Annotated in this window: 21 protein-coding genes; 7 read left to right on the plus strand and 14 right to left on the minus strand. The window is 71.4% G+C overall.

Features of this window, described 5'->3' with window-relative positions; all coding sequences use genetic code 11:
- The first annotated feature begins 19 nt into the window (after nucleotides 1–19).
- From Voc01_RS08480 to Voc01_RS08490, 3 genes are all read left to right on the plus strand, one after another.
- A complete protein-coding gene (locus Voc01_RS08480) occupies nucleotides 20–493 on the plus strand; it encodes a hypothetical protein (protein WP_203926732.1) in 474 nt (157 codons plus the stop codon).
- Between the two features lie 4 nt (nucleotides 494–497).
- Entirely contained in the window at nucleotides 498–740 is a 243-nt protein-coding gene (locus Voc01_RS08485) for a helix-turn-helix transcriptional regulator (RefSeq protein ID WP_203926733.1), read from the plus strand.
- A 111-nt stretch (nucleotides 741–851) separates the two neighbouring features.
- Nucleotides 852–1,622, plus strand: a complete 771-nt coding sequence (locus Voc01_RS08490; protein ID WP_203926734.1) for an MHYT domain-containing protein — start codon at nucleotides 852–854, stop codon at nucleotides 1,620–1,622.
- Here the strand turns inward: Voc01_RS08490 and Voc01_RS08495 are convergent.
- The gene (locus Voc01_RS08495) at nucleotides 1,588–2,196 is read right to left on the minus strand and encodes a hypothetical protein (protein WP_203926735.1); all 609 of its coding nucleotides are present in this window, start codon (nucleotides 2,194–2,196) and stop codon (nucleotides 1,588–1,590) included. The genes Voc01_RS08490 and Voc01_RS08495 overlap by 35 nt on opposite strands.
- 115 nt (nucleotides 2,197–2,311) lie before the next feature.
- Here Voc01_RS08495 and Voc01_RS08500 point away from each other — a divergent pair, with 115 nt between their 5' ends.
- Entirely contained in the window at nucleotides 2,312–3,259 is a 948-nt protein-coding gene (locus Voc01_RS08500; protein WP_203926736.1) for a sugar phosphate isomerase/epimerase family protein, read from the plus strand.
- Here Voc01_RS08500 and Voc01_RS08505 read toward each other — a convergent pair.
- From Voc01_RS08505 to Voc01_RS08520, 4 genes are all read right to left on the minus strand, one after another.
- The gene (locus tag Voc01_RS08505; protein WP_203926737.1) at nucleotides 3,248–6,088 is read right to left on the minus strand and encodes an ATP-binding protein; all 2,841 of its coding nucleotides are present in this window, start codon (nucleotides 6,086–6,088) and stop codon (nucleotides 3,248–3,250) included. The genes Voc01_RS08500 and Voc01_RS08505 overlap by 12 nt on opposite strands.
- Nucleotides 6,089–7,912 carry an HSP90 family protein gene (locus tag Voc01_RS08510; protein ID WP_203926738.1) on the minus strand — a complete coding sequence of 608 codons (1,824 nt, stop codon included), beginning with the start codon at nucleotides 7,910–7,912 and terminating at the stop codon, nucleotides 6,089–6,091.
- Between the two features lie 215 nt (nucleotides 7,913–8,127).
- Nucleotides 8,128–9,861: a S8 family serine peptidase gene (locus tag Voc01_RS08515; protein ID WP_239160045.1), complete on the minus strand. Its 1,734-nt coding sequence runs from the start codon at nucleotides 9,859–9,861 to the stop codon at nucleotides 8,128–8,130.
- Between the two features lie 236 nt (nucleotides 9,862–10,097).
- Nucleotides 10,098–10,571: a GNAT family N-acetyltransferase gene (locus Voc01_RS08520; RefSeq protein ID WP_203926740.1), complete on the minus strand. Its 474-nt coding sequence runs from the start codon at nucleotides 10,569–10,571 to the stop codon at nucleotides 10,098–10,100.
- A 29-nt stretch (nucleotides 10,572–10,600) separates the two neighbouring features.
- Between Voc01_RS08520 and Voc01_RS08525 the strand changes: the two genes are divergently transcribed.
- Nucleotides 10,601–11,839: a hypothetical protein gene (locus Voc01_RS08525; RefSeq protein WP_203926741.1), complete on the plus strand. Its 1,239-nt coding sequence runs from the start codon at nucleotides 10,601–10,603 to the stop codon at nucleotides 11,837–11,839.
- Nucleotides 11,840–11,843: 4 nt separating this feature from the next.
- On the opposite strand, the gene yjfF is transcribed toward Voc01_RS08525, so the two are convergent.
- From yjfF to Voc01_RS08560, 7 genes are all read right to left on the minus strand, one after another.
- Nucleotides 11,844–12,851, minus strand: a complete 1,008-nt coding sequence (gene yjfF / locus Voc01_RS08530; RefSeq protein ID WP_203926742.1) for a galactofuranose ABC transporter, permease protein YjfF — start codon at nucleotides 12,849–12,851, stop codon at nucleotides 11,844–11,846.
- Between the two features lie 61 nt (nucleotides 12,852–12,912).
- Complete coding sequence (locus Voc01_RS08535) at nucleotides 12,913–13,980, minus strand: ABC transporter permease (RefSeq protein ID WP_203926743.1); 1,068 nt, start codon at nucleotides 13,978–13,980, stop codon at nucleotides 12,913–12,915.
- Nucleotides 13,977–15,545 (minus strand): sugar ABC transporter ATP-binding protein, encoded by a 1,569-nt coding sequence (locus Voc01_RS08540; RefSeq protein WP_203926744.1) that lies wholly within the window; start codon nucleotides 15,543–15,545, stop codon nucleotides 13,977–13,979. Before Voc01_RS08540 ends, Voc01_RS08535 begins: the two co-directional genes overlap by 4 nt.
- A gap of 63 nt (nucleotides 15,546–15,608) precedes the next feature.
- Nucleotides 15,609–16,598 carry an ABC transporter substrate-binding protein gene (locus tag Voc01_RS08545; protein ID WP_203926745.1) on the minus strand — a complete coding sequence of 330 codons (990 nt, stop codon included), beginning with the start codon at nucleotides 16,596–16,598 and terminating at the stop codon, nucleotides 15,609–15,611.
- A 161-nt stretch (nucleotides 16,599–16,759) separates the two neighbouring features.
- Nucleotides 16,760–17,815 carry a LacI family DNA-binding transcriptional regulator gene (locus Voc01_RS08550; RefSeq protein ID WP_239160046.1) on the minus strand — a complete coding sequence of 352 codons (1,056 nt, stop codon included), beginning with the start codon at nucleotides 17,813–17,815 and terminating at the stop codon, nucleotides 16,760–16,762.
- Between the two features lie 163 nt (nucleotides 17,816–17,978).
- The gene (locus Voc01_RS08555; RefSeq protein ID WP_203926746.1) at nucleotides 17,979–19,406 is read right to left on the minus strand and encodes a family 43 glycosylhydrolase; all 1,428 of its coding nucleotides are present in this window, start codon (nucleotides 19,404–19,406) and stop codon (nucleotides 17,979–17,981) included.
- Nucleotides 19,407–19,410: 4 nt separating this feature from the next.
- Nucleotides 19,411–21,942: an alpha-L-arabinofuranosidase family protein gene (locus Voc01_RS08560; protein ID WP_203926747.1), complete on the minus strand. Its 2,532-nt coding sequence runs from the start codon at nucleotides 21,940–21,942 to the stop codon at nucleotides 19,411–19,413.
- 173 nt (nucleotides 21,943–22,115) lie between these two features.
- On the opposite strand from Voc01_RS08560, the gene Voc01_RS08565 reads away from it, so the two are divergent.
- Both Voc01_RS08565 and Voc01_RS08570 read left to right on the plus strand, forming a co-directional pair.
- Nucleotides 22,116–23,165, plus strand: a complete 1,050-nt coding sequence (locus tag Voc01_RS08565; RefSeq protein ID WP_203926748.1) for a helix-turn-helix domain-containing protein — start codon at nucleotides 22,116–22,118, stop codon at nucleotides 23,163–23,165.
- Nucleotides 23,162–23,734 carry a hypothetical protein gene (locus tag Voc01_RS08570; protein WP_203926749.1) on the plus strand — a complete coding sequence of 191 codons (573 nt, stop codon included), beginning with the start codon at nucleotides 23,162–23,164 and terminating at the stop codon, nucleotides 23,732–23,734. The genes Voc01_RS08565 and Voc01_RS08570 overlap by 4 nt, the downstream gene beginning before the upstream one ends.
- A gap of 236 nt (nucleotides 23,735–23,970) precedes the next feature.
- Here Voc01_RS08570 and Voc01_RS08575 read toward each other — a convergent pair whose 3' ends face one another.
- Nucleotides 23,971–24,828: a carbohydrate ABC transporter permease gene (locus Voc01_RS08575; protein ID WP_203926750.1), complete on the minus strand. Its 858-nt coding sequence runs from the start codon at nucleotides 24,826–24,828 to the stop codon at nucleotides 23,971–23,973.
- Complete coding sequence (locus Voc01_RS08580) at nucleotides 24,825–25,754, minus strand: carbohydrate ABC transporter permease (RefSeq protein WP_203926751.1); 930 nt, start codon at nucleotides 25,752–25,754, stop codon at nucleotides 24,825–24,827. Before Voc01_RS08580 ends, Voc01_RS08575 begins: the two co-directional genes overlap by 4 nt.

The following is a 25,754-nucleotide window of genomic DNA, read 5'->3' on the forward strand; positions in this document are numbered from 1 at the left end:
CTCCGACATACCTTGGCTGATGTCAAGGCTGCTTAACATCGGAGCGCTCATGTCGTACGAGGAGAAGGGCTCGTGGGTGTACCTGATCGTGGTCACGGGCACCTGCGCCGCCTACGTCGCCATGGTCCTGAGCCGGGCCGACGGTGGCCCGCTCACCGACGTGGCCTACCGGTCGCCGATGCTGTGGAGCATGGGTGTGGCCATGGTGCTGGCGATCATCGTCCGGATCCTGGTCGAGATGGTCCGGCCCAGTGAGACGTACCGCAAGGACGTGCGTGACCGCGACATCGGCCGCTTCGGCGAGTACGTCGGCGGAAGCGTGCTGGCCATCGGCATGCTCGTCCCGTTCGCGTTGACCCTCCTCGCCGCCGACCACTTCTGGATCGCCAACGCGATGTACGCGGCGTTCGCCGTGGCCTCCCTGGTCGGCGCCGCCGCGCGCGTGGTCGCCTACCGCCGGGGCATGGGCGCCTGGATGAGCCGGACCGGCTGACCGCGTGGGCAAACCGACCCGGGTGACCAACTCGATCCGCCGGCTGCGGTTCGAGCACGGGGAGATGACGCAGGCCGAACTGGCCCGCCGCATCGACGTCACCCGCCAGACCGTGATCGCGATCGAGCAGGCCCGGTACTCGCCGTCGCTGGAGATGGCGTTCCAGATCGCGGCCGTGTTCAAGGTCCCGATCGACCAGGTCTTCCACTACGACGACGCGGGTGTCCCCAAACCGACAGAAGGCTGACCTGCGTACTCCGCGAGCCATGTGAATCCCCGTCGAAATCCGCGCAACCAACGACGCAACGATTTCGTACCCGTCGATGTAGATCGACAGGTCGCGCTTTCCGGGGGATACATGGCAGAGGTAGAGCATTTCACGTACGGGTCGGTGAATCCCGTACTCGCGTTCGTGCTGTCGTTCCTGGGCTCGCTGCTCAGCCTGGTCCTGGCGCGCCGGGCCCGCGACGCGCGCGGTTTCACCAGGGTGCGCTTTCTCATCCTGTCGGCGCTGTCGCTGGGTGGCACCGGAATCTGGCTCATGCACTTCATGGCAATGGTCGGTTTCGATGTTCCGGAATCACCGGTGCGGTACGACCTGCTCATCACCGTGTTGAGTTTCGCGATCGCGGTCGTCATCGTCGCTGTCGGACTTTTCACGGCGGTCTTCACCCGACCCGGTGCCCTGAAGATCCTCGCCGGCGGCTTCGTCACCGGCGTCGGGATCGCCGCCATGCACTACACCGGCATGCTCGCCATGGACGTCGGCGGGAGGATCTCGTTCGACCTCGGCTACGTCGCCGCGTCGGTGGGCATCGCGGTCGTCGCGGCGACCACCGCGTTGTGCTTCGCCGCCGTCGTGCGGGGCGCGGCCGCGACGGTCGGCGCCGCCCTGCTCATGGCGGTCGCGGTGTGCAGCATGCACTACACCGGCATGCGGGCGATCCAGGTCCGGCTCACCGACCCCGGTGCGCGCGTGCACGGGCTGGAGGCGTTCGAACTGCTCGCGCCGATCGCTGTCATCGCGTGTGTGATGATCATGGGACTGGCGTACGCGGCCGTGAGCACGACGCCCCACACGGAGCGTGCCGCCGTCACGGGCCACCTCGAACGGACCCGAACAGGGTAGGGCGCCGCACCCGCAAATGGCCGACGAGCTGGACGAGCGCGATCGCGGCCAGCCCGGCGAGCCACAGCCGCATCGACCACGGGAACCCCGACCCGGACCCGCACGCCGGCGACCGCGGCGGGATCCAGCCCCACGGGTCGGCGACCACCTCGACCGTGTCGCGGGTGGGTTCCCCGCACATGCGCGCCCAGCCGAGGTCCTCGCCGTCCACCGCCGCCCGCGGGTCCGTCACGCACCGCGGCATGTTCTGGCCGCACACCTGACGGGTGGCGGTGACCTCGGCGGTGACCCGCTGACCGAACCAGACCAGGTGGTTCCCGCCGTACCCGGCCGCGGCCACGAACCCGACCACGCCGACGAGCAGACCCAGGAGCGGCCGCGCCCACCAGCCGGCCCGCTCGTCCCGCAGCTGACCGGCGCGCACCGGCCACGCCGCCGCGACCACGTGCCCGACGACCCCGGCGAACGCGAACGGCAGGGCGACGTAGAACCAGAACACCGACAGCCGCCCCTGCAGGAACCCGGCGAGGAGCGCCGACGCGGCGGCGGCGGCGAGCCAGCCCAGGGCCTTCATGGTGCCCATTGTGAGGCTTTCGTCGAAGCATGGACATCTTTTGTTGATCGCAGCGGTACCGTACGGTGGCCCTGATCGACAGCCGTCAACGTGCAAGACCGGAGGCAGGGGCACCATGACCGAGTCCGAGCAGCCCACGTCCGTCACCCGCCGCACCGTCCTCGCGGCCGGAGCAGGCGCCGCCGCCGCGACCACCGCGGCCCTCGCGGGCGCCGCACCCGCCGCCGCGGCGCCCGACCCCGACGCGGAAAGGGGCGGCGGCACCAGCGACCGCGTTCCCCGCGACCGCATCAGCGTCCAGCTGTACACCCTGCGCGACCAGCTCCAGATCGACCTGCCGGGCAGCCTCGCCGAGCTGCGCCGGATCGGCTACACCCGGGTCGAGCACGCCGGCTTCGTCGGTCGCACCGCGGCGCAGTTCCGGGCCGCGCTCGACACCGCCGGGCTGCGCGCCACGTCGGGACACGTCGGCATTCCGCAGCCGTTCGACGCCGCCACCTGGCAGCGCGCGCTCGAGGACGCCAACATCGTCGGCAACCGGTACGTCGTGCACCCGTTCTTCGGGCTCGACTCCGCCGGTCAGCCGATCCGCGACGCCGCCGTCTACCGCGCGTTCGCCCGCGACCTCAACCGGGCCGGCGCGCTGGCGAAGCGGGCCGGGCTGAGCTTCGGCTACCACAATCACCAGCTCGAGTTCGTCCGCCAGAACGACGGCAGGCGGGGCTTCGACATCCTCACCGCGGAGACGGACTCCGACCTGGTGCACCTGGAGGTCGACCTGTTCTGGGCCTGGCGCGGCACCGCCGACCCGGTCGACCTCATCCAGCGCCACCGCGGGCGCATCCGGCAGGTGCACGTCAAGGACATGGACGTCAACGCGAGCTTCGCCGACCCCGGCGCGGGTCTCATCGACTTCGGCCGGATCTTCGAGCACGCCCGCACCGCGGGGCTGGTCGAGTACATCGTCGAACGCGACGACGCCGGCAGCCCGCCCCGCACGCCCGCCCAGGCGCTGGACACCGCGCGCAACGGCTACCGGTACCTGGAGTCCCTACGGTTCTAGGTGCTCCAGGAAGTCCTCGCACTTCGCCGCCAGCTCGGAGCGGCCGGCCGCCCGGTGCCGGTCGCGGAGCGCGGTGAGGCGGGCGCGTGCCTCGTCGACCCGGCCCAGTCCCCACGCCTCGAGGTTCGCGGCGGTGAACTGGGTCTGGGTCGCGACGCCCGGTTCGTCGAGCCGGAGAAAGCCGTCGGCGGCGGTGTCGGCGAGGTCGAGTGCCCGCGCGGCCAGCTTCTCCGACCGGTCCTCCGAGGGCCAGTTCAGCACCAGGTGCGTGGTCTGGCGCAGCGTCTCGTAGTACTCGTAGCCGGGTTCGGCCGACTCGGCGGCCACCGAGTCGAGCATCTCCAGCGCGCCCGGCCAGTCGGGTTCGTCGCCCTGCACGAGTGTCCACGCGTGGCCGCGCACGGCGCGGATCTCTGCGTCGCGGTCGCCGACCGTGCGCCACAGCGCGGCGGCCCGGTCGAACGTGCGCCCGGCCTCGTCGGACATGCCGGCGCCGTCGAGCGCGTTCGCGGCCGCGTGCACCAGGGCCGCGTGCTCGCGCTGGTCGGGCCGGTCGGCGACCATACGGGCCGCGGCGATCAGCTCCTCGGCCGCCGCGCGGAACTCGCCGAGGTCGGTCAGGCACTCTCCATACACCTGACGCACGTGCACGATCTCCTGCTCGTCGCCGCGCCGGTCGACGTCGGGGAGCATCGACTCCAGCAGCGCCGCCGCCTCCGCCGGCCGGCCGCCGCGGCGGAACGCGAACACCGCGACCATGCGGGCGCGCGCCGCGACGACCGGGTCGCTGTCGTCGAGCAGGTGCGCGGCGGTGAGCGCCGACCCGACGGCGTCGCCGTCGCGCCCGCCCAGCATCACGTAGATCTCGGCCAGCAGCGCGGCGATCCGGCCGCGGGTGTCGGCGTCGAGCCGGTCGCCACCGACGGCGCGGGCCCGCTCGAGGTGCGCCTCGGCCGCGCGCGGGTCGCCGCCGCGCATCGTGACCTCGGCCAGCAACTGCAGCGAGTCGGCCGCCCGGTTCACCGCCCCCGCGGCGAGGAACTTCTCGGCGGCCCGCGGTAGCACGTCCAGCGCCTGTCGCGGGTCGCCTTCCGCCAGCGCGACCTGCGCCCTGATGTGCAGCAGCGAGCCCTGTTCGAACGGCAGCTCCGACGCTTCGGTCAGCAGGTCGGTGAGCACCCGGTCGAGTTCGGCGCGCGCCGGGTCGTCGGGGTCGCGGCCCTCCGGCGCCCGCGCCCAGCCGAGAAACAGGCTCTGCACGTGGCAGAACCGCGCCACCCACAGCGTGTTCCGGGTGGCCTCGCCCGCCTCGTGCAGCGCGGTCACCTCGGCCAGGACCTCCGCGGGGTCGGTGCCCGGCGGCGGTTCGGCGCCGCCGATGAGCGCGCCGAGCCCGGCCCGCGCCCGGTTGACCGCCTCGCGTCCGGCGTCGCCGGCGATGCCGAACTCCCGCGCGACCGCGAGGAAGTCCGCGCCGACGCCGACCGGGTCCTCGTCGGCCCGTTCCAGCACGCGGCTCTCGGCGATCCGCGCCCGCACGAGCGGCGGCAGGTCGGCACCGGTCGCCGCGACGCGCTCCCACGCCGCGTGCGCCCGCGGGTCGTGTGCCTCCGACAGCCGGGTCGCCTCGGCGATCAGCGCCTCGGCGTCGTCGGGGGCCGGGCCGTCGGCGGCGCGCTCGTCGGGTTTCTCCCGGACCGGCGACGGGACGGCCGTGCCGGCGCGCAGCCCGAGCGGCAGCGACCCGAGCAGCGGCTCCTGCGCGCGGCGCGCCGCGGACCGCTCGCTGACCGACGTGGTGCCGTTGCGCTTGTCGAACGTGGCGACGATCGTGTCGACCTCGGCGTCGACGGCCGGCAGCAGCGCCGCCACCGTGGTGGTCGGGGTCTCGCCGCGCGGCGTGGGCAGCTCCAGGTCACCCTGCCCGAGCGCGACCAGGCGGCGCAGCAGCACCACGACCGCCTCCAGGTAGAACAGGCGGTACCGCACCGGTTCGTCACCGCCGAGGGTGAGCCAGGTGGCGTGGTCGGCGAGGATCTCCAGCGCCCGGCCCTCGTTGCCGGTGAGGGCCGCGAACTCCAGGTGCTCCCCCACGCTCGAGCGCAGGTTGGGGTTGCCCCGCACCATCCGGTAGCCGCGCAGGTGGTTGGCGCGTGCCTCGTCGGCGCGGCCGAGGCGCAGCAGGGGCAGGAGCGTCTTGGCCAGCACGCGGTGCGGCTCCTCGGCGCAGACCAGGTGCCCGTCGGTCACCGCCTGCCAGGTGCGTACCGCCTCGAGGTCCTGCTCGCGCATGGTCAGCCAGTCGCCGCGGTTGTGGCGTTCGCACGCCTCGCAGTCGGCCATGTCGTCGCGTTCGGCGGTGACCCACCGGTCGAAGTGCGTGGCGGCGGCCTCCGTGTCGCCGAGGTGGGCGGCGACGTAGTGGCGGCACGCGTGGACGGCCTGCGTGCCGTAGCCGGCGAGCCGGTACCGGCGCTCCATCTCGTCGAGCCAGCGCTCGATCGTGGCGAGCGGCACGTTCGGTTGCCAGATCAGCCCGGCGCTGACCCACTTGAAGTGCCAGTGCAGGCCGTGGGCGGCCTCCTCGTCGAAGTCCTCGGGCCGCTCGTCCCACATCTTCAGGACCCGCGCGAACGGCACGAGCATGCGGTCGGAGGTGCCGTCGTACTCGTAGGCGGTGATGAGCGCCTGCAGCGCGTGCACCAGCATCGGCCGGTCGCCGGTCTGCGCCGCGAGTTCGACGAGCTGTTCGGCCCGGGCGCTGCGCGCCGGCCCGTAGGGCCTCGTGGCGTTGTCCCGCAACGCCTCGTGCACCTGTTGCGCGTCCACTTACGCCTCCCTGGTCCGGGTCTGGTCGGCCGCCCATGTGAGCAGGTCTCCGAGGGCGCGGTTGAGCAACGCCGACTCGGTCGTCCGAAGTGGACGGTGGGTCATCAGGAGGGCCTGGCCGTACAACGCGTCGACGGCGGTGTCGCGCAGTTCGGGCTCCGTGAGGGCGGCGACCGTGCGCACCACCGGGTTGTGGTCGTTGAGCACGAGCTGCGCGCGTGGCGCGGTCGAGCGCAGGTTCGACAGGATCTCCGTCCACAGTGGATCGGCCTCCGCCTCCGCCTGCGCCCGCGAGCGCTCGTGCAGCGCCTCCCGGCTGTCGAGGTAGAGGGCCGGCACGGTCACCGGGTGGAACGCTCGCAGCACCACGTCGCAGTCGAGCTTGTCGAGCCGGGCCCGGGCGGCGGCGAGGAACGCGGCGACGGCGAGCTCGCGGTCGGCGGGCACGGCGTCGAGGTGCGCGACCACCGCGTCGGCGGCGAGCGGGACGACCGACGTTCCCGGTGCCACCGTCGGCAGTTTCTCGACGAGCTCGGCGTCGTAGGTGTAGCCGCCGTTGACCACGCCGAGCCCCTGCGCCGACGCGATCGCGGACACCTGGCGGAACTCCTCGACGGTGCGGGCCAGGTGCACCACCGGGTGCCGGCGGGCCAGCTCCGCGAGGCTGAGCGTGCCGGCGGTGGTCTCGAACCGCAGCCACGGCAGCATGGTGCGCAGCAGTTCGTCGTCGTGCACGGCCAGCGCCTTGACGCCGAGTTGGTGCACGGACAGGAACCGTTCCAGCCGCTCGGGGTCGGTGGCGGCGAGCCCGGTGAGCCAGCCGCGGATCCGTTCGCCGAGCGCCTCCCGCACGGCGGCGAGGGTCTCGTCGTCGTACAGGGCCTCGCGCGACGCGGTGGGACGCAGCGCTTCCGCGTCGAGCACGCAGCGGGCGAAGAACGCCCACTCCGGCAGCAGCTTGCTGGCCGACTCCGAGAGCAGCATGCCCTTGAGGTACACGCGGTGACCGCCCCGCTCCAGCGGGTTCGACGCGACCGGCAGGACGTACGCGGCCCCCCGCACCCCGACCAGCGGCAGGTCGAGGTCGACGACGTCGAGCGCGGCGAACCCGAGCGTCTCGTAGCCGTAGGTGAGCAGGGCGGCCCGCCGCGCGTCGGGCGTGGGGTGGTCGCGGTCCCATACCGCCGGGGTGCGGTTCACGGTCGTGGTGACGCCGTCGGCGACCACCCGGATCTCGTGCCGCAGCAGCGCCCCGAACGACCCCGCGAGCTCGGTGACCCGCTCGGCGGTGAACCACGGTTCGGCACCGTGCCGCGCCGTGACGGTGACCGTGGTGCCGGCCTCCGCGCGGGCGTCGGCGGGCAGCGTGCGCACGGTGTACGCCCCGTCGGACGTGGCCCGCCACTCCACCGGGGTGGCCGCCGGATCGACCGCCGACCGGCTGACCACCGTGATCTCGTCGGCGACCACGAAGCACGCCAGCAGACCGATGCCGAACTGCCCGAGGAACTCCCGCCGGGCCACCTCCACCCCGGCGAGGTCGTCCCGCTTGGAGCTGCTGCCGATCGTGGCGAGGAACCTGTGCACGTCGGCCTCGGTCAGCCCGATGCCGGGGTCGTCGACCCGCAACGCCCCGGGCAGCACCGTCAGCCGGATCTCCGACGGCGCGTCGGGCTCGGTGCGCTGGCGCGCGGTGACCGCGTCGACCGCGTTCTGCAGCAGCTCCCGCACGTACACGCGGGGACTGGAGTACAGGTGGTGGGACAGCAGATCCACCAGCCCGCGAAGATCGACCTGGAACGTGTGTGACGGCGGCTCCTGCACCCGCACATGCTACGGAACGCGTCCGCGTCACGGTGACCGCCCTAGATCCTCAAAAGCGGAATTTGCGGTTCCCCCAAAGCAGAACCCGCGATTGGGGGGTTCCACCCACCCCGGGGCCAGGACCGCCAGCCGCCGCTGCACCCACCCGGGCCCGGGGGCGACGACCGCCAGCCGTCGCCCCCGGCCACGACCAGCGGTCTCCGCCCCCGAGGCGGTCAGGTCCAGCAGCTGCCGCTCCACGTCCGCGCCGACCAGGTCCTGGCCGACCACGTGCGCGCCGACCACGTACGCCCGTCCCACACCGCGTCGCTCCACGTGCGCGAGCTCCACAGCGCGCCCGTCCAGGTCGTCCCGGTCCACAGCGCGCTGCTCCACGTGCGCGAGGTCCACGAGTACCCCGACCACGACGAGCCCGACCAGGTGCGACCGTTCCACACCCCACCCGACCAGGTGCGCGCCGTCAGCGCCGCCGCGCTCCACACCCCCGGGTTCCACGAGGAGCCCATGATGTCGCGCTCGCCCCGCAGCTCGACCCCGGTGACCGGGTCGGCGATGTGCGCGGACCCGCGCGCGCCCTCCAGCGTCCCGGTGCCCCGCGACGCGGGCCAGGTCTGCACGTACGCCGGCGTCGGGGCGGCGGCCGCGGCCGCGATGTTGAGCTGCCCTTCGCCCGCCGAGATCGGGTCGGCCGTCGGCATCTTGTCGGTGGTGGTCATCAGCAGCCGCTTGACCTGGTCGGGCGTGAGCGTGGGCCGCTGCTGCAGCAGCAGCGCCGCCGCACCGGAGACCACGGCCGTCGCCTGCGACGTGCCCGACCCGCGGAACAGCCGCTGTGCCGGGTCGCTGGGCAGCCGGCCGGTCGGGTAGTTGATGTCGATGTACGAGCCGGGCACGCGCAGCGACACCACGGACTTCCCGGCGGCGAGCAGGTCGGCGTGCCGCGTGGCGCTGCCCCGGGTGCTGAAGTCGCCGACGATGTCGTCGGTGCGCACCGCGGTGCCGCGCGGATCGGCGCCGCCCACCGCGATCACGTACGGGTTGGCCGCCGGCATCGAGACCCGCGTGGCGGTGGGACCGTCGTTCCCGACCGCGACCACCACCACGATGCCGAGCCGCCACGCCGCCTCGACCGCGTGCGACAGCGGGTCGAGCCGCGGGTCCTGCGCCGAGTCGGTGCCGAACGACAGGTTCAGCACGCGGATGTTCAGCCCGGCGTCGTTGCGGTGCGCCACCACCCAGTCGATCGCGGCGATCACCTGCGAGACGTCGACCGCGCCGTCGGCGGCCGCCACCTTCACGTTGATCAGCGTGGCGTCGGGCGCGACCCCGGTGAAGTTCCTCGGGTCGCTCTCGTAGCCGGCCCTCACCGCGGTGTCGCGACCGGCGATGATGCCGGCCATGTGCGTGCCGTGCCCGAACGTGTCGAGGTGCCGGGTGACCACCGCGGGCGCCTCCAGCGACAGGTCGGGCCCGTTGACCACCTTGCCGGGCGCGTTGAGCCCCTCGACCGGCGAGATCCCGGAGTCGATCAGCGCCACGCCCACGCCCTTGCCGGTGACGGTGCGTCCGGCCGCGTCCTTCATGGTCCAGACCCGCTGTGCCCCGTTGCCCGCCTCGATGCTGTAGAGCGAGTTCTCGTCGGTGTCGGCACGCCACCGGGCGGCCTTCAGCCGCACGGAGCCGTCGGGTGTCACCGTGCGCACGCCCGACGCCGTCGCCAGCCCGCGCAGGCCGCTCGCCGGCACCGTCGCGGCGATGCTGTCGACCAGGTCGAGGCGGCGCGTGGTGGTGCCGCCGACCGCGGCGACCGCCCGCTCCGCGGCCGCCGCGTCGGTGTAGGCCACGATCACGTCGGTGTCCGCGCGTGGTCCGGCCGCGACCGTTCCGGCAGCCGCCGGGATGGCAGGCGCCGTCGTGAGCGCTGTCGTGAGCGCGGCCAGCGAAGCCACCGCCGGGACCGCGAGATGGCGCACCCATCGCCCTGGTCTCAACACCGCCATGAACCTGCCTCCCCGTGAACCGGCAACGGGGTCCATCGTGCGACCGCGGGCCGCACGCCGTCGTCGCCCCACGGGGGGATCCCTCGTCGTACCCGGACGACGCGGCGGGAGCGGGCCCGGGTGCCGTCAGGTTGCCGGGGTCGCCGGCACCGCGACGGACACCGGAGCAGGACGGTGCGGCGCGGTCACACCCGCTTCACGTAGCGGTGCGCCGGTACCGCGACGCCGCCGGGCGCGTGGTGCTCGAACGGCCCCTCGTCGGCCCAGCCGTGGCGCTCGTAGAAGCGGCGGGCCCGCGTGTTCCCGGCGACGACGGCGAGCCAGGCCCGGCCGTGGCCACCGGCCGCCACCTGCCGCTCCGCCTCGGCGAGCAGCACGGCCGCCACACCCGTACCCCGGTGCCCCGGCGACACGTAGACCTGCTCCACCTCGTCGCCGACCACCATGACGAACCCGGCGACCTCCCCGTCGACGGTGGCGACCGCCGTACCGTCGACCCGCTCCGCGGCCCGCCGCGTGAACGACTCCCCGGTGCGCACGGCGACCAGCTCGTCGGGGACGTTGCCGAGGTGGCCGTCGCGCCACCCGTCCCACCAGATCCGTGCGATGGCGTCCGCGTCGCCGGGCCGCGCTGGCCGCACCTGCGTCACACCGGTCACGGCACCCACCGTAGAGCACAATGGGTCGGATGCGGCGCAACGCGTTCGGCCAGCTGTACCACGCCCCCTGGGGCAGGACGGCGAGCCGGCTCACCCACCGCGTCCTGCGCGGGATCGAGCGCCTCGCCGCGCGGGGTCGCGGTCCGCTGGCGCGGCTCGCGGTCCGTTACCTCGTCCGGGGCATGGTGACCGGCCACAGATACACCGACGCCGAGCCGGTCCTGCGGACCCTGTACGACGCCCGGGACCCGCGCGTGGCCGAGCTGGCCCGGTCCGGCCTCGACCGCGCATGGTCGGCCGGTGGCGACGCCCGCACCGGCGTCTGGCAGGGCATGTGGCTGCTCGCCCGGGGCGACGGGCACCACTGGGGGCGGCTGGACCACCTCGACGGACCGCTTCCCGCGCCGGCCCGTGACCTCATTCTCGCCCCCGACCCGGCCGCCCGCCACGAGCCCCGGGTCCGCCTCGTCGCGGCGCTCGACGACGGGGCGGGAAGGGCCGGGCTCGTCGTCGAGGCCGCGGTCGGCCACGGAGACCGAGAGCTCGCCGACGTCCTCGCCCGCACCGACCAGCCCGACCTGCTCGACGCGGTCGAGCGGGCGTTCGTCTCCGGTCTCACGTCCTCCGATCGTCCCCTGTGGACGAACGAGCTGTTGCTGGCGGTCCTGCGTGCCAACCCGATGCTCCCCCGCCGACCCACCGAGGCCGGCGACGACACCGACGCGGCGCTGCTCGCGGTCGTCATGGACCGGTTCGACCTGCTCGACGGTCACGACGACTGGCAGCTGTACCAACGGATCGAGGCCGCGCTACGCACCGACCCGCCGACCGACGTCGCCGACCGGCTCCGCCGGGCGCTGCGCCGACCGGGGCCGATGGCCGAGGTCGTCCGCCGGTCGGCGATGGGCGGCAACGAGGAGGCGCTCGCGGCGTGGGCGGAGACCGGTGGGCACACCGACGACCCGCGCTGGCGCGCCGCGCACCTGTTCTGGACCCGCGACTGGCCAGGGTACGACCGGCACGACCCCGACGGCCGGCTGCTCCGCGAGTTCCTCGACGGCCCTCCCTACGAGGACCGGAGGATCACGGGGATGGTGTACATCGCCCACCGGTTCCGTGAGATCGCCGAGGAGGAGGGTCGCCCGAACCCGTTCCCGCCGCCGCCACCGCGCCCCGCGCGTCCCGGATCAGGGGACGACGACGGGCGCGGCGGCGGAAGCTGGCCGACCAGCTACACCGGCGACACGGGCTTCGGCGGACATTTCTGAGACCTCATCCGCCCGCGCTCGTGGCCCGCGGCGCGGCGCCGATGAGCCGCTGCAGCAGGATGAACGCGAAGAGCAGCCCGCCGATGACGATGCGGGTCCACCACGAGTTCAGCGTGCCGTCGAACGTGATGAGGGTCTGGATGACGCCGAGCACCAGCACACCGAGCACCGTGCCGAACACGTAGCCGGAGCCACCGGTGAGCAGCGTGCCGCCGATGACCACGGCCGCGATCACGTCGAGTTCCAGGCCGATGCCGATGAGCGGGTCGCCCGAGAGCGTGTAGAGGCTCAGCAGGACGCCGCCGATCGCCGAGCAGAGCCCGCTGATCGTGTAGACCGCGATCTTCGTGCGCCCGACCGGCAGGCCCATCAGCAGCGCCGACTGCTGGTCGCCGCCGATCGCGTACACGTTGCGTCCGAACCGGGTGTAGGCGAGGACGGCCGCGGCGACCAGCACGACCGCGAACACGACGAGCACGGCCGGCGAGATGAAGTTGTCGCCGATGTGGATGCGCGCCTGCGCGGTCTTCACCCACGCCGGGTCCTTGATCGGGATCGACTCCTTGCTGATGAACGTGCACATGCCCCGCGCGAAGAACATCCCCGCGAGCGTCACGATGAACGGCTGGATGTCGAAGAAGTGGATGACACAGCCCATGAGGAAACCCAGTGTGGGACCGATGAGCAGCGCCACCACGAGCACGAGCCAGGCCGGTACGGTGCCGCCCTCCAGCATCCACGCCGACACCATCGCGGTCATCGCGACGACGGAGCCGACCGACAGGTCGATGCCGCCGGTCAGCAGCACGAACGTCATCCCGACCGCGACCACGAGCAGGAAACCGCGGTTGATGAAGATGTTCAGCAGGACCTGCGGGTCGGAGAACGCCTGGTACTGCGAGATGCCGATCGCGTACATCACCAGCAGCAGCGCACCGGTGGCGAGCACCGGCACGAGCCGGCGCGGCACGTGGAACCCCTTCGTCTGCCGCGCTGCCTCGACGGTCGTCACGCCGTACCTCCGAAATCCCGCACAAGAGCCCGGCACAGCCGCCTGCACTGCGTTTCGGCGCTCATGCCGGAACCTCCACCTTCTTGGTGAGCTTGTCGGTGGGCGCCGGCGCGGTCGGTGGTCTCCGGCGACGGCGGCCCAGCGCCGCGCGGAACTTCGGCGCCTGGATCAGGCACACCGCGATCACGACCATCGCCTTGAACAGCAACGAGGTCTGGGTGGAGATGTTCATCGCGTACACCGTGGTCGTCAGGGTCTGGATGAGGATCGCGCCGATCACGGTGCCGCTGATCGAGAACCGGCCGCCGACGAGCGACGTGCCGCCGATCACCACCGCGAGGATCGCGTCGAGCTCGATCCACAGGCCGGCGTTGTTGCCGTCGGCGCTCGACACGTCGGAGGTCACCATGAGCCCGGCGATCCCGGCGCACAGACCGCTGAACGCGTAGACGAACAGCATGAAGCGACGGGACCGGATGCCGGCGAGCCGGCTCGCCTCGGCGTTGCCGCCGACCGACTCGATGATCATTCCGAGCGCGGACCGGCGGGTCAGCGCCCACGTGAGGGCGGTGACCGCCGCCGCGATGAGGATCGCGAACGGCACGGCCAGCACGTACCCGGCACCGATCATCTTGTACGGCGAGCTGTTGATCGTGATGATCTGGCCCTCGGTGATCAGCTGGGCCAGGCCGCGGCCGGCGACCATCAGGATCAGCGTCGCGATGATCGGCTGGATGCCGATGCCGGCCACCAGGATCCCGTTGCCGATGCCGAGCAGCGTGGCCAGGAGCACGCCCAGCACCACCGCGACCAGCACCCCGCCGACCGCGTTCTGGTCGGGCTGGTTGCTGATGTGCAGGCAGGCCATCGCGCCGGAGATCGCCACGATGGAACCGACCGACAGGTCGATGCCGCCGGTGGCGATGACGAGCGTCATGCCGAGGCCCACCAGGATCAGCGGCGCGCTCAGCCGCACGATGTCGACGAGGCTGCCGTAGAGGTGCCCGTCGCGCACCTCGATCGACACGAAGCTCGGCCGGTAGACCACGTTCGCGACGACCAGCACGAGCAGCACCACGACCGGCCAGAACAGGTGGTGCGCCGAGAGCGTCTTCCAGCGTTCGCTCATGAGCGGGCCCCGCTCGCGATGACCTCCATGACGCGGTCGGCGTCGAGGGTGTCGTCGTTGATCAGCTCGCCGACGACCCTGCGGTCACGCATCACCACCACCTTGTGGCTCAACCTCAGTACCTCTTCCAGCTCCGCCGAGATGAACAGCACCGCCATGCCACCGTCGGACAGTTGGACCACCAGCTTCTGGATCTCGGCCTTGGCGCCGATGTCGATGCCGCGGGTCGGCTCGTCGAGGATCAGCAGCCGCGGTTCGGTGATCAGCCAGCGCGCCAGCACGACCTTCTGCTGGTTGCCGCCGCTGAGGTTGCGCACCGGCAGGTCGGGGTTGGCGGGGCGGATGCTCAACGTCTGTATCCACTTGTCGACGAGCTCGTCCTGCCGGCGCCGGGGCAGCGGCCGGGCCCAGCCGCGGGCGGCCTGCATGGCGAGGATGATGTTCTCCCGCACGGTCAGCTCGCCGACCAGGCCCTCTGCGGCCCGGTTCTCCGAGCAGTACGCGATGTCGCGCTGGATCGCCGCCACCGGGGTGCGCAGCGCCGCCGGACGGCCGTCGACCTTCACCTGTCCGGTGTCGGCCTTGTCGGCGCCGAAGAACAGCCGCGCCAGCTCGGTGCGGCCCGACCCGAGCAGACCGGCGAGACCCACGACCTGTCCCTTGTGGATGGTCAGGCTGAACGGCGCCACCGAGCCCTTGCGACCGAGAGCCTCGGCTTCGGCCACGACCTCGTGCTCCTCCAGGGCCGCCGGCGGGCGCTTGTCGGCCTCCTCGATCCGGTCGAGCACCTCGAGCTCTTTGCCGATCATCTTCTCGACCAGCGCGAGCTGCGGCAGGTCGCGGGTGGCGTACTCCCCCACCAGCCGGCCGTTGCGCAGCACGGTGATCCGGTCGGACACCTCGTAGACCTGGTCGAGGAAGTGGGTGACGAACAGCATCGCGATGCCGTGGTCCTTCAGGTTCCGCATGACCCGGAACAGCTGCGCGACCTCGCCGGCGTCGAGGCTCGACGTGGGCTCGTCGAGGATCAGCACCTTCGGGTCGAGGTCGATGGCCCGCGCGATCGCGACCATCTGCTGCACCGCGAGCGAGCAGGTGTCGAGCCGGCGGTTCACGTCGATGTCCAGCTCGAGGCGCCGCACCAGGTCGCGGGCCCGCTTGCGCAGGTCGCCCCAGCGGATGCGACCGAGGCTGCGCGGCTGGCGACCGAGGTAGATGTTCTCCGCCACCGACAGGTTGGGGCAGAGGTTGACCTCCTGGTACACGGTGCTGATCCCGGCCGCCTGCGCGCGCAGCGGACCGGAGAACCGCACCTGCTCGCCGGCGAGCACGATGCTGCCGGCGTCGGCCTCGTAGACGCCGGTGAGCACCTTGATGAGGGTGGACTTGCCGGCGCCGTTCTCGCCCATGAGGGCGTGCACCTCGCCCGGGAACAGCTGGAAGTCCACCCCGGTGAGGGCGGTGACGCCGGGGAACGTCTTGCCGATCCCGGTCATCGTGACGATCGGTGCCGACGCTGCGGGTGCTGCCGGCTCGGCGGGCTCGACCGGAGTCGGCTCGACCATGGGGGGACCTCCAGCCCGGGTCCGGTGCCGCCCGCCGTGGCGGGCGGCACCGGGTCGTTCGAATCAGTACTTACGGGTGGGCAGGGCGGCCTTCGCCTGCTCCTGGGTGAAGGTGGTCTCCTGGGTCTCGATCCGCGCCGGGACCGACTCACCCTTGTTGACCTTCTTCACCAGCTCCATCAGCTGTGGCCCGAGGAGCGGGCTGCACTCGGCGATGAAGTTGAACTTGCCGTCGGCAAGCGCCTGCATGCCGTCCTTCACCGCGTCGATGGTGATGATCTTGATGTCCTTGCCGGGCACCTTGCCGGCCGCGGTGATCGCCTCGAGCGCACCGAGACCCATGTCGTCGTTGTGCGCGAACAGCACATCGATCTTCGGGTTGGCCTTGACGAACTGCTCCATGACCTGCTTGCCGCCGGCCCGGGTGAAGTCACCGCTCTGGGACGCGATGACCTTCAGCTTCGGGTCCTTGGCGATGGCCTCGGCGAAGCCCTTCTTGCGGTCGTTGGCGGGCGCGGAGCCCGTGGTGCCCTGGAGCTCCACGATGTTGACGTCACCCGTGGCGCTCTTCATCTCGTTGACCAGCCACTCCCCGGACAGACGCCCCTCCTTGACGAAGTCGGAGCCGAGGAATGACTTGTACAGCGTCTTGTCCTGGGTGTCCACCGCCCGGTCGGTCAGGATCACCGGGATGCCGGCGTCCTTGGCCTCCTTGAGCACGGTCTCGAAACCGGTCTCCACCTTCGGCGAGAACGCGATGACGTCGACCTTCTGCTGGATGAAGTTCCGGATCGCGGTGATCTGGTTCTCCTGCTTGCCCTGTGCGTCGTCGAACTTGAGCTCGATACCGGCCTCGGCGGCCGACTCCTTGATCGACGTGGTGTTGGCCGTCCGCCAGCCGCTCTCGGCACCGACCTGCGAGAAGCCGAGCACGATCGGCTCGTTGCCCGACCCGGCGTCGCCGCCGTCGCCGCCGGTGTCGCTGTTGTTGCAGGCCGCAAGGCTCAATGCGAGCAGGCCGACAGCCGTACCCGCCCAGACCTTCCTGAGCATTCCTAACTCCCTGTTCAGTTCAGTGGGTGGTGTGGGCGGTCGTGCGACCGCCGTCGCTGCGAACGGCCGGTTCGTCGCCGGGGCGACTGTGAGCGCTCACAGCGCGTGAGGGTTTCCTCCTTCTTCCGCAGTGTGTCCTTGTGGGTGGGTGACCGCGGCGGTTACGCCGCGCTGCGGGAACTGACCCGCGGGATGAGCGTCGGTGTCAACAGGATCCGCACGGGGTCGGAGCCGGGGGGCCGGCCGAGCATGCGGACGAACAGGTCGATGCTCAAGCGGCCCATCTCGGTGAAGTCCTGCTTGACCGTCGACAGTGGAGGGATCATGTAGGCGGCCTCGGGAACGTCGTCGAACCCGACGACGCTCACGTCGGCCGGAATCCGGCGGCCGGACTCGAACAGCGCCCGCAGCAGGCCGAGGGCCATCTGGTCGTTGCCGCAGAACACGGCCGTCACCGCCCGGTCGGCGGCCAGCACGCGCCCGAGATCGTAGCCGGACCGCGCGCTCCAGTCGCCGGTGAGCGCGTCGGGTGTCGGCGCGCCCGCCTCGGTGAGCGCCCGTCGCCAGCCCTGGCGCCGCTCCCGCGCGTCGGGGTAGCCGACCGGGCCACCGATGTGGTGCACGGTGCGGTGCCCCTGCGCGAGCAGGTGGCGGGTGGCGACGACCGCGCCGGCGACGTTGTCGACGCCCACGAACGGCACCGCCGCGCCGCTGCCGACCCCGACCGCCACCGTGATGACGCCCGACGGCACGGCGACCAGCGCGTGCACCGCCTCGTCGTGCGGCACCACGCCGACGATCCCCTCGACCGACTGCTCCTCGAGCCGGGAGACCGCGTCGCGCACCGCCCGCTGGGTCAGCGTGTTGATGCTGGCGACGCTGACGAAGTAGCCGGCCGCGCGGGCCGCCTGCTCGACGCCGTACACCATCGACGCCGGCCCGAAGAGGGTGCTGTCGACGGTGACGATGCCGATCGTGTTGGACCGCCGCGTCACCAGGGTGCGGGCCGCCGAGTTGGGCTGGTAGTTCAGCTCACGCATGGCGTCGAGCACCCGCTGCCGGGTCTCGGCCCGCACGTTGGCGTGCGAGTTGACGACCCGCGAGACGGTCTGGTGGGAGACCCCGGCAAGCCGGGCGACGTCCATCATCACCGGCGCGCGTGGCCGGCGGCCGTCGACGGCTGAGACCGGGATACGCGGTGGTAGAACACCGTCCATGCGCACCTCCGGCTGTTTCGACGTTGTTACCGCCCCGTCAGTGTTAGCGTTCACACGTCGACCCGTCAAGACACCGTCACACACTTGAAATCGACGGCGGCGAACCCTTTTTGTGGATCTTGGAGCCGGGCGGGTCGCGCGGCCCCAAGATCCACATCTGACCTCAGCCGAGCAGGAAGACCGTCGCGGCGCCGGTGGTCAGGCGCCCGCCCTCGTGCCGCAGGTAGGCGCCCGTGCCGACCGACTGCAACGTGACCCCGGCGCCCGACGCCACCCGGCGGAAGCTCGCCTGCCCGGCGAACGTGCCGCCGCTCTCCTGCGGGTCGATACGCACCGTGGTCCCGGAGATCCGCGCGTAGCGGTTCGGGAAGTTGACCGACTGGATCGACTCCGTGCCGGCACCGGCGAGACCGGGCACGAACCGGAACTGGGTGTCGGCGAGCTGCCGCACGCCCGCCTCCACCCGCAGGACATAGTCGTAGTGCCGCAGGTGGCTGGCCGGCGCGTCGGCCGGGGACAGCCGCACGATCGGCCCGCCCCTGCCCACCGGCACCCCGAACAGCGGGGTCCCGTCGGCGTGCCAGTAGAGCCTCTGCACGCGGGTGTGCCGGTTCGGGTCGTAGAGCGGGTCGCCGGTGATGTCGCGGTAGTCGCGGGCGTGGTAGACGAGCACGTCGGTGACGCCGTCCTCGGCGACGGTGAACGTGTTGTGACCCGGTCCGTACTGCGACGTGTTGGCGTTGGTGACGAACACCGGGTCCGGCGACTTCACCCAGCTCGACGGCGCCAGCAGGTTCGACGACGCCGACGCCGTGAGCAGCCCCATGCAGTACCGGGAGTCCGTGGCGCTGGCCGAGAACGTCATGAACACCCTGCCGTTGCGGACGATCACCGCCGCGCCCTCGTTGACCCGGAACCCCTGGACCTCCCAGCTCCGCGTCGGCGTGGCGATCCGCACCGGCTTGGTGCGCAGCGCCAGCGGGGAGCTCATCTCGGAGATGTACAGGTTGGAGTTCGTCGCGATCTCCGGCTCGCTCTGCGCCCACACGTAGTACCGCCGCCCGTTGTGGGCGAACGTCGTCGCGTCGAGGGCGAAGCTGTCCCACTCGGTGACGATCTGACCGCGCAGCGCCCAGCCGGCCGCGTCGAGCGGGTCGGCCCGCGCCGACTCCAGCACGTACATCCGGATCCGGAAGACGTTGTCGGAGTCGCCCGCGGCGAAGTAGATGTACCAGCGGTTGTCGATGCGGTGCAGCTCCGGCGCCCAGATGTGCCCGCCCATCCGGCCCGACGACGGTCGGCGCCACACGACGGTCTCGGCCGCGGTCGACAGTCCCGCGATCGTCGACGCGCCGCGCACGACGACGCGGTCGTACTCCGGCACCGAGCCGGTGAAGTAGTACATCCCGTTGGTGCGCGGGGTGATGAACGGGTCGGCCCGCTGGGTGACGAGCGGGTTCACGGTGGTCACCCCGTAGATCTCCGCGTCCGTCCGCGGTGGGGCCGCCGCACGCGCGACCGCACCGCCTCCGACGGACGCCGCCACAGCGGCACCGAGACCGCCGCGGAGGAGGTTGCGTCGACTGGTCATGGCTCTACCTCGTCCGGATTCGAAGGAACGTGACGGAGTTCGGCGGGAACGTGTGCGTGAACCGCGACCCGACGCGCACGGTGCCCGTCACCGGCTGGATCGGCTCGGCCGAGCGGGTGTTCTGCTCCCCCGGGTCACCGGTGATCACGGTCGTCCGCGCGGTGTCGCGCACCCGCTGACGACCGAGGTCGATGCGTGTCGTCGCCGGTGCGTCCTGCGCGTTGACCACCTTGACGATCAGCTCGCCGGTGCGGTCGTCGCGCGTGACCACCTGCGCGAACGGCTGCGTCACCTGGTCGTCGACGAAGCTGCCCCACTCCTCGTTGTTGAGGAACAGCCGCACGGTCGTCCCCCGGACCTCGACGCGGATGTCGTAGGCGACGCCGGCCTGGATGGTGTTCGGCTTGGCGATGACGATCGACTTGCTGCCGCCGGCGCCCTTCTGGATCGCGCCCTGGGTGTTGTTCCAGCCGCCCAGGTTCCACCAGTACAGCTCGCCGCTCTCCTGTACGCCGAACGCGACGAGGAAGCCCTCGGCGCCGTCGAGCTTCGTCGCCTTGAGCGTCAGGTCGTAGTCGGTCGCCGTGATGTTGCCGGCCCTGACGAGCGTGTCGAGCGCGGCCGTGTCGGACTGCTGGTACTGGCCGTCGACGACGCTCCACGCGCCGCGCGGTTCGACCGCCGACCACTGTCCGGCGCCGTTCGCGAAGTCGTCGCTGAAGAGCACGCCGCCGTCGGTGCCGGTGACCTTCACGTCGTCGTAGCGGGCGGCGGTCGCCCACGTCGACAGCCCGACCGCGCCGGTGATGCCGCGCGGCGGAACCACCGGCGCGGTGAACCGGCTCGGCACGGTGCGGTCGCCGACGTTGTTCATGAACAGCTTCTGCACCTGGTAGCTGGTGGTGCCCCAGGACTCGTCGCTGTCGAACCAGATCAGGTCGGGCCGCCACTGCACGTGGTCGATGTTCGCGAGAAGCGGCGCGTAGGCGGCCAGCCGCACCACGTCGGCGTTGCGTTCCAGGCCGGTCATGTAGTGCGCCTCGGCGAGGGAGTTGAAGAACTTGTTGTCCTGCGAGGCGAACTCACCGAGGAACACCTTGGGACCGTTGCGGTCGTAGCTGTCGTAGCGGTGGTTGTTCTGCAGGAACCAGCCGGGGGTGTTGTAGTAGTGCTCGTCGACCATGTCGACGCCGGCCTCGCGGTTCAGGGTCCAGAGCCGGTCGAACGTGGCGCCGGTGTCGTCCGGCCCGGAGTTGCTGATCACCGTGATGTCCGGGTACCTCGCCTTGATCGCCGACCGGAACCGCAGGAAGTTCGCGAAGAACTCGTTCGGCAGGTTCTCCTCGTTGCCGATCGCGATGTGGGTCAGGGCGTACGGCTTCGGGTGCCCCATCCGCGCGCGCAGCCCGCCCCACGTCGACGATGCGGGGCCGTTCGCGAACTCGATGAGGTCGAGGGTGTCCTGGATGTGCCGCTGGAGCAGGGCCTCGTCGGCCGTGGCCCGGTTCTGCCCGCACCCGGTCACCAGTGCCGGCACCACCGGCAGCGGCATCGCGCCGACGTCCTCGGAGAACTGGAAGTACTCGAAGTAGCCGAGGCCGTAGGACTGGTTGTAGCCCCAGAAGTTGCGGTTGGTCGCGCGCTGTTCGACCGGACCCACGGTGTCCTTCCACTGGTACGACCGCGACCGTTCCCAGTTGGACGAGGCGTCGTAGCCGTACATGCTGTTGGTGTTCACCAGGCAGCCGCCGGGGAAGCGCACGAAGCCCGGCTTCAGCGCGGCGATCTTCTCGGCGAGGTCCTTGCGGAGACCGTTGGCGCGGCCCTTGAACGTCTTCTGCGGGAACAGCGACACCATGTCCAGCCGCAGTGTGCCGGTGCCGGCCGCCCGCACCGAGAGCCGGCCGACGTCGGAGTCGCGGCGGGCGGTGAGCGTCCCGGTGTACCGGGACCAGGTGTCGCCGCGCACCACGCGGGTCAGCGGCGTGGCGAGCGGATCGCCCTGCGCGTCGTGCACCGTGACCGACAGCGGCGTGCCCGCCGCGGCGTCGGTGCGCGCCCACACCGAGAAGTCGTAGCGGTCGCCCGCCTGCACGGCGACGCCGGTGTTCCAGCCCGCGTTGGTCACGCCGTACCAGCCACCGTCCGGGTTGGACAGTGCGAGGTTCAGGTAGGTGCGGTTGCGCTCGTGCAGCCGCGCGGCGTCGTCGACCGTGGTGGCGGTGCCGGCGCCGCCGTCCACCCCGTTCGGGGTCCACGCGGTGAGCCCGGTGTAGGACTGGTTGTCGATCGGCAGGAACTCGAACGACCGGTTGCGCACGAGCTCGGCGTACAGGCCGCCGTCGGCGGCGAAGTTGATGTCCTCGAAGAAGACCCCGTACATGGAGTCGGAGATGTCGGCGCCGGCAGCGCGTGGGTCGACGGTGATCGTGTAGTCGGGAGTCGGTTCGGGCGCCCGTGCCTGCGCCGGCACGGCTCCGACCGAGCCGACCAGTGCCACGATCGCCAACCCGACAAGTGTCCTGGCCCGGGGCATGGCGGATCCTCCGGAGTGGGTTGTGAACGCTAACAAGCTGGGTCAGTATCCGCTAGCCATCGCCAGAGGTCAATGTGTAAGGTGCTGGTGAACCCGTGGGCGGGCAGTTGCACAACTCTGCAAAACCGGCCCGTTCGCTTGCCCGGCCGGCCTGTCCGTGTGAGGGTCGCCGCGTGAATCTGCTCGAGCCGGTCCCGTCGCTCACCCGGTGGGGCCTGTCTCCCGACGCCGACCTCGTCTACCGGTCGCTGGCCGCGATCGGTCCGGGCACCGTCGGGTCGCTGTCGGCGGGTCTGGGGATCACGAGGCACCGGGTGTCGATGGCGATCGACGAGCTGCACGTCACGGGGGCGGTGCGCGGGCCCCACGTCCCCGAATCGCCGCCGGCGGCCCGACGGTGGCAGGCCATGCCGGTCGCCGACGTGGTCGCCGCGCTGCGGCAGCGCCGGCTGCGCACCGTCGACCTGCGCTACCAGGCCGGGTTCCACCACGCGTTGTTGCAGGGCTCGGTGCTGCCGACGCCGACCCCGCCGCCCGCACACGGCCGGGTCCTGCTCACCTCCGGCGAGATCAGGGCCCGGATCGCCACCCTCGTCGCGGCCGAGCGGCACGAGCACCTCGCGGTGAACCCCGAGCCGAGCTTCGCCGAGGAGGACATGGCCGAGGCGCTGCCGCTCGACCGCGCGCTCGTGGCCCGCGGGATCCGCCTGCGCACCTGCGGCGTGCCGCCGCTCGACGCCGACCGCAGTTCGGCCGTCGCCCACCAGCTGGCCAGCATCGGCGCCGACTACCGGGAACGCACCGACGTGCCGGTCAAGCTGATGGTGTTCGACCGGCGGATCGCGCTGCTGCCGGTCGACCCGTTCGACCCGTCGGCCGGCGCGCTGGAGATCGACCATCCGGTCATCGTGGCCGGGCTCGTCGCGCTCTTCGAACAGTTGTGGGGCGCGGGGCGCGACCCGCGCCGCGGTGGCGTGCCGCCGATCGTGCTGTCGCCGCGGGAGCGGTCGATCGTCGCGCTGCTCGCCACCGGCCTCACCGACGCGGGTGTCGCCACCCGGCTGAACATCAGCCGGCGCACCATCGCCTACACGCTCCGCGCGCTGATGGACCGGATCGGCGCGGAGAACCGTTTCCAGCTCGGGCTCATCCTGGGCTCGATGCATCTGCTCACCCCGCCCGGCCGTCCGGCCGGTGCGGCAGACCATGGGGGAAATCAATGAGACGGACCGGGATGCTCCTGGTCGCGGCGTTCGCGGCCATCCTGTCGGTGGTGACGGCCCAGGGTGCCGCCTCCGCCGCCGGCGCCGACACCTGGGACCCGCGGTACCCGTGCACCAGCGGCGCCTTCGACCTCGGATCGCTCACCGCGCGGCCCGCCGAGCCACCGATGGACCAGGCGCTGACGATCGTGAGGCTGTACGGCTCGCTGACGTGCGACGTTCCCGTGCCGGGGGCGAAGTACGCGCTCGCCGTGTACCCGGTGGGCGCCGCGTTCGGGGTGGTCGACACGGCCGCGGCGGTGCTGCCCTACGAGCCGACCAAGGACCCGCAGACGTTCCGGGTGGAGGGCGGGATCAGCCCGCAGCAGGGCGTCGCGGTCTGCGCCGCCTCCGACGTCGACCTGCGCATCGCCTGTGTCGAGGTACGCGTGAAGATGTCCGGCGTCGTGGGGTCCGTCTCCGCCCGGTCCCTCGCCGTGTCCGACCCGCTCGTCACCCGTCCGCTGCTGATCAGCAGCCGCGACGTCGACCCGTCGTGCGGCACCTGCTGGCGCATGAAGAAGCCGTGACCGTCCGGCCGGTCGTGACCTTCACGGCCGGCCGGCACCCGCTACCCTGGCCACGCTGACGGACCGGACGGCGGGAGGACCGGTGGGAGTCACGCCGGTGGCTCCATCATCGTCGCCAGCCTCGACAAGCTGTACTGGATGAAGGAGCCCGACGTCGTCGTCCGCCCGCCGGCCCGCGAGCTGCACCTGGCCGGCCGCTTCGCCGAGGAGCACGGCCTGGTCGTGAGCATCGGCTTCTAGCCCTTCACCGCGCCCGAGGTCATGCCGGCCACGATGCGGCGGTTGAAGAACAGGAACATGACCAGCGGCGGCACCGTGATCAGCAGGATGTTCATGAACAGCAGGTTGTACTGCGTCGTGTACTGGCTCTGGAAGTTGTAGAGCGTCAGCTGCACGGTGGCGTTCTGGTCGCCGGGCAGGAAGTACAGCGGATACGTGAAGTCGTTGAAGACGGCCACCGACTGAACCACGATCACGGTGATCGCCACCGAGCGCAGCAGCGGGAAGACCACCCGGAAGAACAGGCGCACCGGGCCGGCACCGTCGATCGTGGCCGCCTCGTCGAGCTCGCGCGGGATCGTCGAGATGAAGGCCCGGAACAGCAGCACGCTGAACGACAACCCGAAGGCGATCTCCACCAGGATGAGGCCGGGCATGGTCTTGAACAGTCCCAACCCCTCCAGCACCCAGATCGTCGGCACCACGGCCGGCGGGATGATCAGTCCACTGAGGACGAGGAAGTTGATGGGACCCGTCCAGCGGCTGGCCCGCCGCTGCAGCACGAACGCCGCCATCGCCGACAGCACGACCATCCCCGCCACGCTGCACACGGTGAGGATCGTGCTGTTGATGAACGCGATGACGAGCATGTAGTCGCGGGCCCGCACGACCTCCGCGAAGTTGTCGACCACCCGGAACTCGGTGGGCCACGAGAAGTCCAGCAGCGACGCCTGCTGCTGGTTCTTCACCGCGGTGAGCACGATGAACGCGAACGGCACGATGAACACCACGACCGACAGCAGGATCGACACGACGCTCAGCGCGTAGCTGCGGCGGCGCGGCCCGCGCCGGGTGGCGCCGACGGCGGCGGTCACCGGTCCACCTCCCTACGGTTGAGGAACCAGAACAACGGGACCACGATCGCGGTGACGGTGAGGAACAGCAACACGTTCCCCGCGGTCGACAGCCCGTAGAACCCGGCCTGGTACTGCTTGTAGATGACCGACGCGATGACGTCGGAGGTGAACCCGGGCCCGCCCCGGGTCATCGCCCAGATCAGGTCGAACGACCGCAGCCCGCCGATCAGCGACAGGATGACGACGGTGACCGTCGCCGGGCGGGCCAGCGGCAGCACGATGTGCCGGAAGCTCGCGAACGAGCCGGCGCCGTCCACCCTGGCCGCCTCGAAGTAGTCCTGCGGGATCGACACGATGCCGGCGATGTAGATGAGCGTCGCCAGGCCCACGCCCTTCCACACGTCGACGAGCGCCACCGACAGCAGCGCGTACTTCGGGTCGGTCAACCAGCCCGGTCCGTCGATCCCGACCACGGCGAGCGACTCGTTGATGAGCCCGCGTTCGGGGTTCATGAGGATCGTGAACGTGATGCCGACGCCGATCGTGCTCACCAGTACCGGGAAGAACACCACCGACCGCAGGTAGCCGCGGGCGACAATGCGCGAGGTGAGCAGCACGGCCAGCAGCAGCCCGAGCACCACCTTCAGGGCCGAGGTCACCACCGCGTAGATCAGGGTGTTGGTGAAGCCCTTGACCAGCGCGGGCTCCTGGAAGAAGTTGGTGAAGTTCTCCAGGCCGATGAACTCGTACTCGAAGATGGTCCAGCGGGTGAGGCTGAAGAAGAACGACGCGAACGTCGGCACGATGAACAGGGTCACGTAGACGACCGCGGCGGGCAGGTAGAACCAGTACGGGTACGGGCTCGTCCGCCGCGGGCGGCGACCCCCCGGGGAGTCCGGGGCGGACGCGTCCCGGACATCCCTCTGCTCGACGGTGACAGCCAT

This window comes from Virgisporangium ochraceum, assembly GCF_016863655.1.
Taxonomy (GTDB): Bacteria; Actinomycetota; Actinomycetes; order Mycobacteriales; family Micromonosporaceae; genus Virgisporangium; species Virgisporangium ochraceum.